The following is a 16,275-nucleotide window of genomic DNA, read 5'->3' on the forward strand; positions in this document are numbered from 1 at the left end:
TCAGGGAGCCGCGATTCTGTGCGGAAGCGGAACGGCCCCGGATCGGGGCAACCGGGCCGGCTTACGCCCCCATGCGACGCCAGTTCGGCAAGGTTCTCGCAGATCGATAGTCCATCCTTCATGGAGACCAGATTGACCCGGAAATTCGTTGCCGAAGCCGCCTCGCTAGCTGTCTTTGGAGCAGGGCTCGCCGGCGTCTATATCCTCGCCAAGGTGCTTAAAGGCGACGTCGCGGATCTGACGATCGCGTTGATCGCCACGGTCATATTCGTTGTGTCTTATGTTCTTGGCCAGTGGGTGAAACGCACGATCGACCCGCCGCACGCCGTCAAATAATCATCACCGGAAGCCTTCTCTGAAAGGTTCTCGCGAGCCTGGCGATCACCTCTCACCGCCGGATGGCGGTCCACCGGCCGACACATCCGTCACTGCGCTGGTACGATCCGCCTCCTCTGTTTCCCGAAAGCCGGCCAACCGCGCTGAGCCTCACGCCGCCTCCGGCATTCGTCGACGCTTGAAACGCACCGCTTCGGCTGACGCGACCGCTTCCGCCGCCGGAGACGACGACCCGTGTTCCTGAAACCGTAAAAGAGCCGCCGCCACTTCCCTGGCAGTTGGTGCTTGTCCCCGTGAACGACCAGCCGCCATCGAACCCGCCGAAAGCAGGCAAATTGCCCTGCGCGGGCGGGTTACTCTGGCGAGCATGGGGCGGCTTCGGGCGGCTCCGCGGCGGCTGATCCTCCCGGCGGTCCTGAGAAAGGCCCGCTATTGCTACGCTGGTCGCCGTCGCCAGCGCGATGGCAGCCATGAGAGCAACCTGAAAATCCCTGAGCATTCCTGTTTCTCTACCTTGAACCGCGCGGCGCTCGATCAACGCTCGCCCCGCCCGTCCCTCTGTCCATTGACACCGTCTCTATATCGGTACACCGCCCCAGAAAACCCCGAACGGATGATTTCGGCTATCGATCCAAGGGGTGGAACCCATGATTGTGCATGGCGTTTCTCGGCGACATCGAGCAACGATCGGGTAAAAACACGCGTTAGAGCGGCCGCCAGTCAAATGGAATCAGCGCCGCCGCTCCAGTTAATTGATTGAGCATCGGATTTATCCCGAAACCGGTTCCCACTTTCGGGTCTGATGCTCTAAACAACAATCCTGAACCCTCGTCTGCTTAATCAGAAAGCGAAAATGCGCGGGGCGCGGGTGTTTTGCGATTTGAGGTTTGCGTTCGACTTCGGCGGGGCACGGTCCAAGATGCCGCGCGCGGCGGTGGCATGCTGTTTGCGATAGGCCGCATCCGATCATCAGCGGGAACAGCGTGGCGGGCTTACACGCTATAGCGTTTTCGAGCGAAGTGGAAACCGGTTCGCGTGAAGAAAACGCGTCAGAACAAGATCGTAGAGCCTCGCTTCTGATTCCATCAGAAGCGAAAAGGCTCTAGTTCGACCGGCGAACGGCGTCGACACCGGCGGGGGAGTCAGGCGGTTGGCCTTCGCACCTCGGTTACGTCCAGTCGAAGCGGAGTGTTTCACGGAACGCGAAGCGCTCGATGTGACTTGCCACCACCTCCCGGAGGGTCGCGAGGCTGGCGGCGTCCTTGGTCGACAGATCGATGACAAGACTTTCTGGTCCGGCTGCCAGCCTAGCCTCTCCCAAAGGAAGCGCGATCCGGCCATTGACGGAATCGTACTCGGTTTCGAATTTATGGGCCCAATGTTTGCAAAGCTGCTGCAAGTAGCGGCTTGCATGCAGCGTATTTACGGTTGCGCGGCTCGTTTCCATGGCGTTGCGGGACTGCGAGTTCATCGACAACCTCCAGGCTCGAATGCGATTGGACCGTGGCGTCGCGGCAGGATTCACCTGCCAACAATTTCGAGCTTCGCTTCTGATTCAATCGGAAGCGAGGTCACGCCAGAGCATGATCCGATCGGTTTGAATCGGACCATGCCCTGGAAACGATCGTCTGGTCGCATCTTCTTGCGGCGAACAGGTCACCCGCTTCGCCGGAAAAATGCCCTAGAAATTGAACGTTGCCGACAGCATGTAGGTTCGCGGCGCACCCACGGCGAGGAAGCCGCGGGCGGCGGATAGATAGTAGGCGTTGTCAGCCACGTTCTCGACGATGGCCCTCATCACAATGGGCTTGCCCAACGGACCCACGAACGTATATCGCGCCCCGAGATCCACCCGCGTCCAGCCGGAAACGGATTGCGTGTTGGCCTGATCGTAGAACACGTCCCCGGTACGGATCAACCGGCCGGTCATCGTCACGCCGGGAGCCATCCAGTGCGGCAGATCATATTCGCCGTAAAGGTTCAGCGCCGTGACCGGAACGCCCGGCACGTTGTTGCCGTCGAAGCGGCCTCCGATGGTGTTGACCTGCCTGGCATCCATCAGCGCGATGCCGCCGAGCAGACGTAGGCCCTCGATCGGCGAGCCGAACACGTTGAGTTCGAAACCACGGTTACGCTGCAGGCCGGCGACGGAGAAGAGGTTGGTGCCGGGATCCGTAAAGGCGAACGGTTGCCTGATTTCGAAGAGCGACGCCGTCACCGTGACGGTGCCGAAATCGTATTTGGCGCCGACTTCCTGTTGCCGGCTCACCACCGGCGGGAAAACCGTGCCGCTATTGCCCGCGAGCGCGGGCGCCGTCGGTCCCGCATCGAGCGATTCAATGTAGTTCGTGTACAAGGACAGACGGTCGGTCGCCCGCAAGACAGCGCCGACGGCCGGGCTGAAGCGAGCCTGCTGATTACGTGAGGTCTCCATGCCCAGATTGGGTCCGGGCGCGGTCGCATAGCCGGTGATCGCAATGTCCTGCCAGCGTCCGCCGAGCGTCAGCAGCAGCCTGTCGTCGAAGACCGAAAGCGTATCGGACACCGCGACGCTCCGAGCGACCAGCCGCGTAAACAACGGCCTGTCGTCGGATCTCGCGAAGCCTGTGGTCTGGAACGAGCCCGGCGGCAAGCGGACGGGATTGTAGATGTTCGTCACGTAGCTGAACGGCGTGAAGCCGAGAACGCCGCCGCGGTAAAGCTCGTTGGTCATGGTGACCGCCGCGACGTTGAACTGGTGACCGATGACCCCGGTCCGGAACTTCGAACGCAGGCCCATCTCACCGGCGAACCCCTGAAGCTTCTGCGGTTGAATCGCAAGCGAATTGGTCGCCGTCCCGTTCGGATTCGTGATCCGGTAGGAGGAAGTGAGGAAGTCCTCGTTGTATCGGCTGCCGCCGCCCGCGATATAGACGGTCGTATCCGGCAACAGATCGTATTCGGCGCGGCCCGCGACCATCTTGTAGCGGCTGTCGATGAATTCGTCGCGGCTCGATGTGTTGATGCGGCCGTTCTGCGCGTGGGGGATGATGATATTCGGGGCCGCCGAATTGAACAGCGATGTCGGCGCGCGGATATTCTGAACCGAACTGTTGAAATCCAGCGATGCGCGGAACCGTTCGCCGCGATAATCCAGACCGAGCGCGGCGACACCGACTTCGGCGGAGTTGAGATCGAGCGGCGTATCACCCTTGCGGTAAGAGCCGTTGAAACGAACGCCCCACTCCTTGTTTTCTCCGAAGCGGCGGCCGAGATCGGCGTGGTTCCAGATCTGCGAGTTGCTGATGTAGGTCGTCGTCAGGCGTGTCAGCGGCTCGTCGCCGGCGCGCTTCGGAATCATGTTGATCGTGCCGCCAGTGCGCGCGGTGCCGCCGCTGAGCAGCGCGCTCGGACCCTTGAGGACTTCGACGCGCTCGATCCCCTCGAGAAAGCTCCGGCGCGGGTTGGCGAGGTAGAACAGCCCATCGTAGGCGGTGTCGAGATTGGTTACCGAGAAACCACGGATGAAGAACGAGTCGCGCTCGCTGAACGGCGGCGCGTCGTTGCGAACCGAAGGATCGTTGAGCGTGACATCCGCTATGCTCCTCGCCCGCTGATCCTCCATGAGCTTGGAGGTATAGCCGGTGACATTGAACGGCGTCGTGAGAACCGACGTGTTGCCCAGCATGCCCATCCGCACGCCCGTTCCGACCTGGCCGCCTGCATATGGCGCCGGAGGCTGTCCGACGGTTCCGGTCTGCGGCAGTGCGGGCGGGGAAGGTGCGGCGGCCGGCGGGGGCGCCGCCTCGCGGGAACGTGGCCGCACCGCCGCCCGATGCGGATTCGGCGTCGCGCGAACCGTTCGGTTTCGCGTCGCCGGGCGCGTCCGCGGCGCGATCACCTCGATCGGCGTGAGCGTCGTGCCGCCATTCGAAGATGAAGACTGCGCGATGGCGCTTTCAGACAGAGGCAGGACGCCCAGGCCTGAGATAATGAGAGCTATTTGACCAACCTGTCTTCTCATGAAAAGTCTCCGATGCAATGTGCGTTCAACAATAAGTGCGGATGGATAGCGGAGCAGAAGCGTGCTCCGCGCTGGCTTGCCGAGTGACGGCGGTTTCGATCGATCTTCCGGTCATCGCAGGCGCGCCATGCAATAGGCATCAACGAACATGCCATCGCGGAACGTCGCGGCTTTGTGGGTGCCTTCGATCTCGAAACCGAATTTGTTGTAGAGCGCGAGCGCGCTGACATTGTCGGTGAACACGGTCATTTCGATGCGCTTGATGTTCAGCCAGTTGTCGGCGGCATCGATCATCGCGCCGAGCAGCCGTGAGCCGATGCCTTTTCGGGAATGGTCTTCGTGGACGCCGATCCAGAACTCGGCCGCATGGGCGCGGCGTCCGTAAAAGGGGCGCAGCGCCGAGGCGCCGACCACCCGGCCATCCAGCTCAGCCGAGAGGTGCAAGTCTCGCGGAGACTGCGGTTCGAGCCATTTCTGGACCTTGTCGAACGGTTCGTAGGGAAGAGCGAGAGTCCAGAAACGAAATGAGTGCTGATTGACGATCTCGAAAATATCAGCAGCGTCCTCACTGCGCATGGCGCGTATCGTAATCTCCATTCGTTTCTCCGGAAGTTCGGTCAGACGATCATGTGCTTGCATCTCGCGAATCCCTGGGTCATCTTCCTGGCGCTGGATGCGGCCCGCGGACCCGACATGAAGGCTGTTCTCTTGCAGCCTCGCTATCGAAGATGGACGAAGCGCAAACATCAGAAGTCGAGCCTGAGACTTGCGAGGAACGACCGGCCGGATTCGTAAAGAGGCCGCACCAGGCCGGTGCCAAATTCCAGGCCGTAGGTGCCGCGGGCGGTATAGGTGGCGTTGAACAGGTTCCTGATCTCTCCGCGCATCGTCAGCGTAGGCAGATAAAAGGAGCGGTGCTCGATAAAGGCATTGAGAACCTGATAGCCTTCGAGCCGGCCGATCCCGGTCGCAGGATTGAAGAGCGTGTTGTTGTCGAACACGATCTCGACGTCGCCGCCGACCGTCAGCTTCCACGGCGCGATGGTATGTACGGCCTGAAACGTCAGGACGTCTCCGATCGGGGCCGTCAGATACCTGCCCACATAGGAGTCGGCCGGTCTGCCGTCGATTTCCGCATCGATGCGTATGAACCGGACCCGCACAAATCCGTCGGCCCAGTTGTAAGTACCGCCAGCCTGGAAGCCCTGCGTTTGCAGGTTGAAAGCTCGCAGCGCCATGTCGGGAGCCCATAGAGGCACGCGCGCGTCGTTGATCTGGGTGCGGAAGACGCCGCCCTCGACCTGGAGGCTTCCGTAATGTGCGACGAGACCCGTCGTGTAGTTGTTCGACGTCACCGACTTAGGCCCGGCGCCGTAGTTCCAGGCCGGGTTCTGGGCGTAGTTCTCGGCCAGCGGGATGCCGGCCCAGACGTGCGAAAAGCCGGCCTTGGCGATGAGAAAGCTCGTCAGGTCGTACTCGCCGGACACGTTGCCGCTGAGGCCCTGGCCACTGGAGCGAAAACCGTTGACGCCCTCGAAATTCTGATGCTCTCCGCGCAGGCCGAAGGAGAGTCTGGTGCGTACCCAGGGCCTCAGCCGGGCCTGGGCGTAAGCACCGAAATTACTGGCCCGTTCCGCTGACCGATAGCTTTTGTCGAGGTACTCGGCGCGGTCCCGGTAAAAATCCAGTCCCGCGACGATATTGCCGATGGGCAGAGCGAACTTGTTCTCCAGCTTTCCGTTGAAACTGTCGGTGATGCCTTCACTGGTGTAGCTGTAGGTATCGATCGTAGCGCCGCTGTACTGGTCCACCGCGACTTTCGAGCGGGTGTAGGCCAGCACGAACTTTGGATCCCACCACCCCTCGGGCGAGGCGTCGGTATAGGTGAAGACGGTGTTCTGCCGATCGAGCGTGTAAGGGCGCAGCAGCGGCGTCGACCTGTTGTCCACGATTTGCGCGGCGTTCGCCCGGAACGGCCGGATCGCGTCGTCACGCATCTGTTCATGACTGATCGCGAACCGCTGACCTTCAATGCCCTGATAGGCGACCTTGCCAATTCCGCTTAGAAAGTTGGTTGCGGTGCCGAGCACCTCCTGGCCATTGCCGGCTCTGAACTCGTTTCCCCTGCCATATGTCAATGAGCCGAGCGTCTCGAAGCCGCCCTGGCGAGAGTAGCCCGTCAGATTGTTCGTCGAGACATGACCGTTGAAGTTGAATATCGACTTCAGCGAACCGCCGAATCCGTCCTCGGACAGAAAATCCCTCGCGTCCTTGGTCACGTAAGCGATCGCGCCGGCGAGCGCTCCGGCGCCGGAATCAACCGGCGCCACTCCCGCATCGATGCGCACGGCCTTGAGAAGGTTCGGATCGATCATCGTCGTCGCGTTGTGGTGGAAGACCTTGTTGTTCTGCCGCGCGCCGTCGATCGAGACCGCGAGGTTGGTCTCCTCGATGCCGTGCACGTAGACCTTCTGGGACATCGGCAGCGGAGATCCAACGGTGATGCCCGCCTCACCGCGAAACAAGCCTTTGACGTCGGTTGCGTTGCGACGCTCGATATCCGCGCGGGTAATGTTGATTTCGCTGACGCCGCCACGCCCGATGTCCTGCGCGCCGCCTGTCACGCTGATCGTATCGAGCGTGACGACGTCGGCGCCATAACCGGCGGGAGCGCCCGGCGCCTCGATCGCGACCGTGCGCGGACCCGTGAAATGATAGCCGAGATTCGAACCGGCAAGGATTTCCCGAAGCGCCGTCTCGGCTGAATACCGGCCGCTCACCGCTCGCGAGATACCGCGGATTGCGCCCGCGTCCGGGCGGACCACCTGGATGCCGGTCGCGGCCGTGAAATCGGCAAGCGCGGAAAGCCGCGGTTTCGCGGAAATGCTGAAGCTGTAAGCTATATCATCCCTCGCCCATGCTTCATGAGCGCCAGCGACGAGGAGCGTCACCGAACATATCGACACCCCGCATCTCAGCACGGCGGCACTGGTAAACTTCCGCATGGCCTGTGTAGGTCCCCCACCCCGACCGGGGGAGCGCGCGCGATCGGCAACCCTTCCCGATATTCAACGGGCAAGGGACCCAGACCCCGTAAAAAAAGATGAACCTTTTATCGATAGATCAGGGTGGCGAAACCCGGAACCGAGAGGGTCCGGACCCCGAGCGTGCTGCGGAGCGCCTCCAGAACGGCGCCTGGATCATCGGCCCGGAAGGTGCCGGAGAGCGTCATCCGTCGCAGTTCCGGATCGATAATCAGCACACGGCCGGCCGCCATGTTATCGAGTTCCTTCACCACCCGCGAAAGCGGGGCCCGATCGAGGACGATCAATCCACGCCGCCAGGCGAACACCTGTTCGGGATCGACCGCCTCCGGTGCGCCGAGAGCGCCATCCTTGAGCGAGACGCGCTGCCAGTTCGTCAGATTGACCGGTCCACGGGTTGCTTCGGCATCGGACACCGCGACCTTGCCGTGCTCAACCGTGACCGCGCCGGCTTCGCGATCGACCTCGAAGGCGGTGCCATGCACCAGAACATCGACCCGCCCGGCGTGGACGGTGAAGGGACGCTGCCGGTCCGCGACCACCTCGAACCACACACGGCCGCGCAGCATGGTGATCGCGCGGACGCCGCCAACCATATCGGTCTTCAGCGCCGTACCGCCGTCCAGCATCACCAGCGAGCCATCGGCAAGACGCACTTCCCGCCGCTCGCCGGGTTGCGTCGCAACATCCGCGAATGCGCGGTCGATCATGCCCGGATCGCGCCATATCGCCCCGCCACCGGTCAGCACCATCGCGATCACGGCCGCGGCGGCGAATCTCAATCCGAGTTTCAGCGGGCCGCGCCGCGGCGACGCAACGGCGCTGCGATGCCAGCCCGCGGCGGCAAGGCGAGCAGCAGGCCGGTCGAGCGCGCCCCACAATTCCGAGATGTCGACCATCGCATCATGATGAGCGGGATCGGCCTTCAGCCAGGCCCGGTAGGCGCGTCGCGTCTCGTCGGAGGCAAGGGGGTTATTGAGGCGGACGAACCATTCAGTCGCCTCCCGCGAAGCCCGCTCCCGATCGTCCCTGTTGTCCGATGCGAATACCATACTCTCTCTCGCGCGACGGCTCCGTAACTATATCATGCTGTATCTGATCTACCGCTGCACGGATGGAGTTCGGCGACCTTCCAGGCGGCCAATACGGCGCCCCCGGCTCCGGACCTGGGATTGCGACGACGGGCGAGACACCGTCGCGCCACGCCTCCGGAGCAGCACGGGCAAATTTGTGATCCGCCGCGACGCGGAGAGCAGTTTCGACACGATTATCCTGACCGCCTCGACAGGGACGTCATTCGGAGAACTCGTAGCATACAACGTTTCATAACCATTGATTCATCATAATATATACGTCATTCGGCCACACCGGCTTCCCGCAAATGTCTCATCGAACATCTCATAGCTGAAAATCTGCTTCAAACTGGCTGTATTTGCAATGAGCTTCGAGAGGTCGACTGCAATGACCGCGCTCTTCTCGAGTCTTTCACCGCTTCATGGAAACGGTGAAAGGCTCGATCTATGTATTTGACGCGCTTTCTTCACGCGAGCCGGATTCACTTCGCTCGAAAACGCTATAGATGTCGACGTGATCCGAATGGGTGTGATCCGACTGATGTCGGTGGAGTTCGAACCACGATCGCATGCCGTTCTCTGCCGGCGGCCCCGGCAGCGAACCCATCAACTCACGGACATAAGCCGAGGGTCAACGCCGCGAGAACGCGGGTTCGGCGATGAGCGATTGAATTGCCCGGCGAATGCAACGTGGCCGGCCTCAGATGGAGCGACCCTCGACGATCGCTTCCCGCGGCACTGCTCTCTGCATGAGAGCGCCGATGTGCGCCAATAAGGCGACCCTGTCCCGGATGAGTGTTTCAAAGCAATCTTCTCCGAACCATTCGAGCGAGGCATCGGCGTCACTCATGACCAGGGCCGCGGAAAGGAAGGCATCGAGACTCATGGCGCCCTCGAACAGCGGCACCATGCCTTCGCGGCAGCCGGCCGCGGCATAGACATTTCCGGGAGCGAACACGTTGAGCTCGCCGCGGGAGCGAACATTCTTCAGATGGTAGTGCCCGATATAAGGGGCGAGCGCGCGATGGGCGGAAACCAGATCGTCACCCCCTTCCCACACATGAAGCGCGTCGAAATTGATTCCGAGACCTGGATGATCGACCTCCGCCAGCAGGCGCTGGGTCGAAGCGAGACTGTCAGCCAGAGTGTTCGGATGAGTCTCGACCAGAAGCCGTATCCCATGATCATACGCGATCGCGGCCATGTCGCGCACGCGGCTCGTCATGACCTTCCGCTTGTCCTCGGGCACCTCCACGCTTGGCCGGTCGCCGACGAAGGTGCGGATCTTGGGCGCCGACCAGTGTTGCGCCATTCGGCAGAGCCTTTGCGTTCGTTCGCGAACGATCGCGGGATCGCCATCGGTCGGCAGATAGTCGCTCAGCATCGACACCGAGAGGCCAAGGTCACCGAGCCAGTCGGCGCCGTAGTGGGGATGGGTTCGCGCCAGACCGCGCGCATGCGCACCCCACAATTCGATTCCGTCAAAACCGCTGCGCCTTGCCCAGACGGCGATATCCCAGATCGAGATCAGGTGATGGCGAAAGGTAATGGTGCAGACCGAGAGCTTCATCATCGTGCCGCCGACAGACATTCTGGCGTCGACGCAGGCTTCCAGCCTTGATCGGCGCACCAGTTGAAAAATACCGTCTCAAGCCGCGCCTTGATGGCGGTCTCAAGCGCATCGAGTTTATCCAGCGCCGCAAAGACATCCGCGGCATGGGCGTGATCACCGGTTTGCGCCAGCCGCAGGATCACGAAATGCAGACCCTTCAGGCCGACCGCGAGTTCTTCGATCTTGTCGCACCAGTGCAGGAACTCGTCGTTCGGCAGGTTGAGCGCGCGCCAGAAATAGGCGAAGCCGTGCTCATAGGCCCATTTGCGGATCGCGATCACCGGCAACTCACGCAATGCTGTTTTTAGATCGGATACGTCGAGACCGGCGCGGCCCTCGACATGGGCCGCCACGATCTCCCGCACGTTGCGGATCAACGGATTGTCGCCAGAGATGAAGCAGGCGAGAAAGAAGTCGCGGATGTCCGCGGCCAATGGCGGCGCCACCGCCTGGCGATCGAAAATATAGCCGCCCGCGACGCTCGGCTGGGCGACGGCATTGAGCAGGCGCTCGCGCGCGATCGGACCTTCCCAGCGGAAATCAGGATCACGCACCTGCCAGACCTCGGGGTCCTCGGTCGCCTCCAGCATCAGATAGTGCGGAAACGGGTTCTGGTTGAACTTGTTCTCCCGCTCGGGCAGGTGAAACATGTCCAGCATCACCATGACGCTTTCAGTCGGCCGGCGTGCGGCTACCAGACCGATGAGCTTTTCAAGATTGGCCTGCTTCGATGCCGAATGATCATACCATTCCGTGACCTGCACGCCGTAAAGCCGGTGGAACCAGCGACGGAAGAAGTCGTGGCTGATCTCGGGCGTATGATAGAGCAGCTCGTGCCGCGTTGAGACGGCGAAGTCCGCATCCCAGACGCTGAAATAGAACAGCCGGTGATCCAGTCCAGCCGCCTTCACCGCATCGCACAGGCATGAGACGAAGCAATGGACCTTGATATCCGGATATTCCTCGGCATGGACGTCGGGCACGGCGGTCTCCGACGCATTCGCGGCGACATCGGAGGTGGTCCTCGCGCCGGCCAGAAGGCTCGCGAGATCGTCCACCGTTTCGATGTCCGGCCCGGTGACCATCTCTTCGGAAATGACAAGGCCATGCTTCAGTTCAAGATGCAGAAACAGGTCCAGCAATAGAACTGAATCGAGATACAGATCGGCATTCAGCCGCGAGTGCGGGCCAAAGCCATCGAGATGAGTGTTGTTCATCTGCTCGGCGAGCACCGCTCGGATCGAGGCGACTATATCCTCACGTGTCATATCGCGGCCTCCGCGGCGGCGTGTTCGAGCCGGCCCTCTGCATACAGCGCCGCGATCTCGCGCCGGTTGATCTTTCCGTTCGCCTGCCTCGGCACGCAAGCGAGGCGCACCGCCTCCATGGGAACCTGGTGGACAGCGAGATTCTGCATGCACCATTCGCGCAGGCTTGCGGGCGCGATGGCGTGTTCGGCGCAGAAGGCCAGAGCCACCCGTTCGCCCGCGGACGGATCGACCCGGCGGAAAGCCACGGCGTCCGTCACGCCCGGCATCGCCATCACGACATCCTCCACTTCCCGCGGATAGACGTTGATGCCGGAAACGTTGATCGTATCATCGAGCCGCGCGACGAAGACGAGCGTTCCGGTACCTGTCAGATAGCCGAGATCGCGGGTATGAATCTCACGATCGCCCGCCCGCACCACGATCTCGCGCGGTGCGCCCTCCCCGCCGGTCTCGACGCCCAGATGAGGTAACGGGATTCCCATTTCATCCGGCGTGGCAAGGTCGGGATTGATCGCCACACAGCCCGCTTCCGAGCAACCATATTGTTGAAAGAGATGCGTGGTACGGGCGCGGATCGAAGCGAACCAGGGGTCGGGCAGAAGCGTTCCCGAAGTCATGGCGGCGAAGATCGTCTCGCCCCCCGGCAGCAACCGGGAGATAGTGTGCAGCATGGCCGGCGACGAATACAGCAATGGCTGCCGGGTCTCGCGAAGGCGCGCGATCACATACCTCGGATTGGCGGTATTGAGAACGTGCGGCGACTGCCCGCGCCTGAGCGCCACGAGCACGCCGCAGATCAGCCCGTATGAATGGGTGACCGGGCAGGCGACCAGGGGCGTCATGCTCTCCGGTTCACGGAAGGCCGATACATAGCTTTCGATCTCACGGTCGATCTCGGCCCAGGTCCGGGCGACCCGCTTGGGCTCGCCCGTCGTTCCCGAGGTCGTCTGCAACAGCAGTCCGGGCCCCGCGGCGCCCCCTTCAAGCTCCTCGACGGCGAAACCATCGCAGACAAGCCGGTGACAGCCGACGCTGACCGCAAGCCGTCGCGCCGCCGCGCGCGGCGTCGAGGGACGGATGGGAAGCACGCTGGCTCCGGCCGAGCGCAACGCGAAGAACAGCGCGAGAAATTCGGCCGTATCGGAAAGACACACGGCATAGCTGAGGCCCGGCTGGTCCGCGATACCGACGGCGAGAGCCGCGCGTTCGCTCATGGCCTGCATGCGAGCCTGGTCGTAGAAGGTGTCGTCTATGCGAATCATCATGCGTTTTCTCGTGCCAATAGGGACAGGCCCGCGAGTGCATTCGGGACCTCGTGCTGAAAATCGGGACCGTTGAGGCCGAGCTTTCGGGCGAGCAGGCTTTCGGTCAGAATCTCGCGCGTGCCGAAGCCAAGCCGGGCAGCGCGCGCGCCGAGATCATGCTCCGTGATGCAAGCGGAAAGCTGCCGCGCCACGCGCTGCCAGAACTTACGCTCGTCGATGCCGTAGAAGCTCTGCACCAGATGCGAGATTTCGGAGAGGCTGAAGACGAACACGCAGTCGACGAACAGGTCGCGCAGGTCCTCGGGACGTTGCATCCAATAATATTGATTGGGCTGCGCGTTGCGGTAGTCGGGGTTCAGCGTTTCGAAATCCGGGGCCAGCGCCGGATCGGCCAGGAAGTCCGGCACGAATTCCAGGCTGTCGTGGAAATCGCGCAGGATCAACCGTTCCGGCCATCCGTCGCGGTGAACGAGCACCATGTTCTGGCCGTGCGCCTCGGTCGCGATGCCATGGGCGATGAGAAGCCGCCATACCGGCAACAGGGCGACATGGATCAGGCGGTCGAGCCATTCCATGACGCCGTAGCGGCTCACCCACGGATCAATGAATGGCCGCCCGTCCGCCTCCACCGCCATCAGCGCATTGAACGGCGCCGCGGCCTCGCCTTCGGCGAGTTTGTCCTCGACGCTCTCGCGCCAGATCGCAGCGATCTCGCCGCCGAGCGGGCCATCGCGATCCATGATCAGGCCGGCATGTTCGCGCAGAATGTCGAGACGGCAATCGCCCCTGAACAGCGGGTCGGAGTCGATCACTTCGCCGAGCCAGTGCGACAACACCGGAGCAGTCCCGACCGAATGCGGCTCGATCGTGCGGCGCGTCGACGTGTTGACGATATTCATCGCCAGTTTCACGCCGCTGCGGCGCGGGTCGCGCGCATTCGTCAACGAGCGCACCGACTGGCTGGCGCGGTAGGGATCGCCGGCGGTCCCCAGGTAATACACGCGCCCGGATTGGATCAGAGATTTCAATCGGCCTTCGGACAGGTCGCGCCATTGCCAGGGGTGGATCGGCATCAGACCGAAATCCCGTCCCTCGATGCCGAGCGCGGCGCTCCGGCGTCGTAGCTCATGCCAGCCCTGCACGCCGATCTCACGCTGCCAGAACAAATCCTCGCTGTCGGGCAGCGCGAGATGCAACAGGTCGCGCGCGACCGCGAGCCAGACCAGTTGGAAACTGTTGCCTGCCTCAGGTCCGTAAGCGCGATGGTCAGCCTCATCGAAGCCGGTGCGCGATTTGAAGCAGGGATGATAAGGATGCCCCTCGTCGATCGCCGCATCGAGCGCACAGAACGCCAGATGCCTCCGGTCGCGACGCGGCTGGTGCTGACAATTCCAGCGCATCAGCGCGGCGGTCTGCTCAAGCTCGCGGCCGAGTTGCGCCCGCGCCTGCTCCGGGCCGGGCAGCGCCGAGACAATGTCGGCGATCGAAGCCTGACGCCATTCGCCGGCCGTGCGCCATTCGACGGTTCCCGCTTCGAGTCGTGGCCGGCCGAAAGCGCCGAGACGACCGCGCGACCGCCAGGCACGACCATCGACGCTCCATTCGAAACCTTGGGCGCCGCGGACGGTCCGGTCAATGCTCCCGAACAGATTTTCGTAAAGCGCCGCCGCGGTAAGCTGGCGCACTATTCGCTCTTCCGGCCGGTCGGCGATATCAAAGGGCAGCGGCACGAGCACCTCCCTGACGCGCGGCACGGCTTGCCACGCACAATGGATTGGGGAGTTGCACATAGATCGCCCGGCCATCATCCGCTTCCAGCTCGTCGATATCGAGCATGCGGGTGAGCAGATTGGCCTTGGCGGCGATGGTCGGACGGCTGAGGAATCCCGCGGCGAATTCGCCGCCGACACCGGTAAGTTCGCTTGCGAGACGTTCCAGCCGCGCGCGCAACATGGCGAGCAGCGCATCTTCCATGATCAGGCCGTCATGCCCCATGCGCGCGATGACCGAGCATATCTGGTTGACGATCAGGTAGTAGCCGAAGCGTTCCTGAATCACGCAATCGTCGAAATACAATCCGGGGATTCCATCGGTCTCCGGCGCCAGCGCCGTCAATCGGTCGCGGTGGGTGTTGGAAAGGTAGAAGCCCTGGTTGTCGCGATAGTAGCAGGCATCCGGATAGCCGGACGAGACATCGAGCAGGCTGTTCTGCTGGTGCGCTTCCAACGCCACGCCGAGTTCATCGTAGAGCCTGACCAGCGGCTCGAGCGCGCAATCGAGATAGGCCGAGAACCAGCGCCGGCAGACTTCCCTCACCGGCTCCCCGTCGCGTGCGGCGAGATCGCGGATGATCGTCTCCAGCCAGGAGCGCGCACCCGGCGGCGGATCGGCGGTCAAGGCGGCGATGGTGACGCCGCTGTTCTCGCTCCCCTTGGTGAATGGATTCTCGCGGAAGATCACCTCGAAGCCGCTTTCCGCGCGGCCGGGCAGCGCCAGCGTCAAATAGGCCGGATCCCGGATCAGGCGGAAACGCGGATAGCGCGCCAGGAAATCCGTGCCCGCGAACAGCCGCGACATCGCAACGCCGGCTTCAAGCTCAGGCATATGGTTGACGCGCAGGGAATTGGTGATCCGCACCGGCAGCGAGAATTTCAGCATCCACGGCAGGTCCGCGTTGTAGACCGTGCGTACCGAGGAGGTCGGCGTGAACCAGGCGCCGATGGCCCCAAGCGGACGCAGCCGTCCCTGTGCGACCAGTTGCGCGATCGAGGGATCCAGCATCAACGCCTCGGCCTGGAGGGGATGCATGGGGATCAGCGCCTCGCCCTGACGCAACAGTTTGCAATCCCGCGAAGGAATCAGCGTTCGAAGAATATCGGGCAGAGACACGCCCGGCGCGGCATCGTGACGTAGCAAGGTTGCGTCGGCGGCGAAGAAAGTGAGACGAAAGCGTCCGTGATGCTCGGGGGCATAGGCTGGCCGCTGCCAGCTCGTCATGCCCTGAAGGCTCTTCGGCGTGGGATGCAGCCAGTGGCCGAACGCAAGGCTCTGCTCGCCGTCAAGGAAGCTCATTCCGCATCGGTGCGCCGCCGCGCATTCCAGCCCGTCCGCGATGCAGCGGTAGCTCGTGAGCACGCGACCCAGCAGTTCGACTTCTTCATTGCGCATGGCATCCGCCCGCTCTGCGCCCATGCTGGCGTAGCATTCCTGCACCATGAGATAGAGCGCACGCAGCGGCGCGATCTCGCGCCACGAATTTCCCGGCAGGCGGCAAACAAAGATTCGCCCGAATCTTAACGGCCCGCATAATGAGTACCGCTCGATTTCGGCACGCAACCGCGCGGCCGTCATCGCGCAGTCCCATTCGACGCAGTCAACGGCCACGCCGTCCTCAAGACAGTGCGCCGAGACCACGCCGGGATCGACCTCACGTAAATAACAGTTGGCGAAACTCTGGAATGTCGCGCGTTCGGCGATCTGGCTCTTGGATATCTGCATCAGCATGTATTCTTCTGCGAACCGCCCGGGATCGATGGGCCACATCGACTAAACGACCCGCGGCCACCAATGCCGTAATGGGAACCCGGCTCACAGTTTAGAATTCAACCAACTATCAATTGCAGAGATGTTCTTGACGTTGAGAATGCCTATAGTAACGCTAGAACGTATCT

The 16,275-nt window shown here is 62.4% G+C and carries 11 protein-coding genes; 1 reads left to right on the forward strand and 10 read right to left on the reverse strand.

Annotated elements, in window-relative coordinates; all coding sequences use genetic code 11:
- Positions 1-132: 132 nt before the first annotated feature.
- Positions 133-336, forward strand: coding sequence for a hypothetical protein (locus tag NWI_RS11940; protein WP_148203848.1), 204 nt, complete (start codon positions 133-135; stop codon positions 334-336).
- Positions 337-1,504: 1,168 nt separating this feature from the next.
- On the opposite strand, the gene NWI_RS11950 is transcribed toward NWI_RS11940, so the two are convergent.
- The 10 genes from NWI_RS11950 to NWI_RS11995 all read right to left on the reverse strand — a co-directional run bounded on the left by NWI_RS11950 (position 1,505) and on the right by NWI_RS11995 (position 16,102).
- Positions 1,505-1,783: a DUF2218 domain-containing protein gene (locus tag NWI_RS11950; RefSeq protein ID WP_041345610.1), complete on the reverse strand. Its 279-nt coding sequence runs from the start codon at positions 1,781-1,783 to the stop codon at positions 1,505-1,507.
- Positions 1,784-2,017: 234 nt separating this feature from the next.
- A complete protein-coding gene (locus tag NWI_RS11955) occupies positions 2,018-4,339 on the reverse strand; it encodes a TonB-dependent receptor (protein WP_011315515.1) in 2,322 nt (773 codons plus the stop codon).
- Between the two features lie 111 nt (positions 4,340-4,450).
- Positions 4,451-4,936 (reverse strand): GNAT family N-acetyltransferase, encoded by a 486-nt coding sequence (locus tag NWI_RS11960; protein WP_041345611.1) that lies wholly within the window; start codon positions 4,934-4,936, stop codon positions 4,451-4,453.
- A gap of 149 nt (positions 4,937-5,085) precedes the next feature.
- Positions 5,086-7,290 (reverse strand): TonB-dependent receptor, encoded by a 2,205-nt coding sequence (locus NWI_RS11965; protein ID WP_244374907.1) that lies wholly within the window; start codon positions 7,288-7,290, stop codon positions 5,086-5,088.
- Positions 7,291-7,451: 161 nt separating this feature from the next.
- Positions 7,452-8,435: a FecR family protein gene (locus NWI_RS11970; protein WP_011315518.1), complete on the reverse strand. Its 984-nt coding sequence runs from the start codon at positions 8,433-8,435 to the stop codon at positions 7,452-7,454.
- Between the two features lie 721 nt (positions 8,436-9,156).
- Positions 9,157-10,029, reverse strand: coding sequence for a sugar phosphate isomerase/epimerase family protein (locus NWI_RS11975; RefSeq protein ID WP_244374908.1), 873 nt, complete (start codon positions 10,027-10,029; stop codon positions 9,157-9,159).
- Complete coding sequence (locus tag NWI_RS11980) at positions 10,026-11,336, reverse strand: DUF6005 family protein (protein ID WP_011315520.1); 1,311 nt, start codon at positions 11,334-11,336, stop codon at positions 10,026-10,028. Before NWI_RS11980 ends, NWI_RS11975 begins: the two co-directional genes overlap by 4 nt.
- A complete protein-coding gene (locus NWI_RS11985; RefSeq protein WP_041345613.1) occupies positions 11,333-12,601 on the reverse strand; it encodes an AMP-binding protein in 1,269 nt (422 codons plus the stop codon). The genes NWI_RS11980 and NWI_RS11985 overlap by 4 nt, the downstream gene beginning before the upstream one ends.
- Complete coding sequence (locus tag NWI_RS11990; RefSeq protein WP_041345614.1) at positions 12,601-14,334, reverse strand: IucA/IucC family protein; 1,734 nt, start codon at positions 14,332-14,334, stop codon at positions 12,601-12,603. The genes NWI_RS11985 and NWI_RS11990 overlap by 1 nt, the downstream gene beginning before the upstream one ends.
- Entirely contained in the window at positions 14,318-16,102 is a 1,785-nt protein-coding gene (locus NWI_RS11995) for an IucA/IucC family protein (RefSeq protein ID WP_041345615.1), read from the reverse strand. The genes NWI_RS11990 and NWI_RS11995 overlap by 17 nt, the downstream gene beginning before the upstream one ends.
- Positions 16,103-16,275 lie beyond the last annotated feature (173 nt).

The organism is Nitrobacter winogradskyi Nb-255 (assembly GCF_000012725.1).
GTDB lineage: Bacteria > Pseudomonadota > Alphaproteobacteria > Rhizobiales > Xanthobacteraceae > Nitrobacter > Nitrobacter winogradskyi.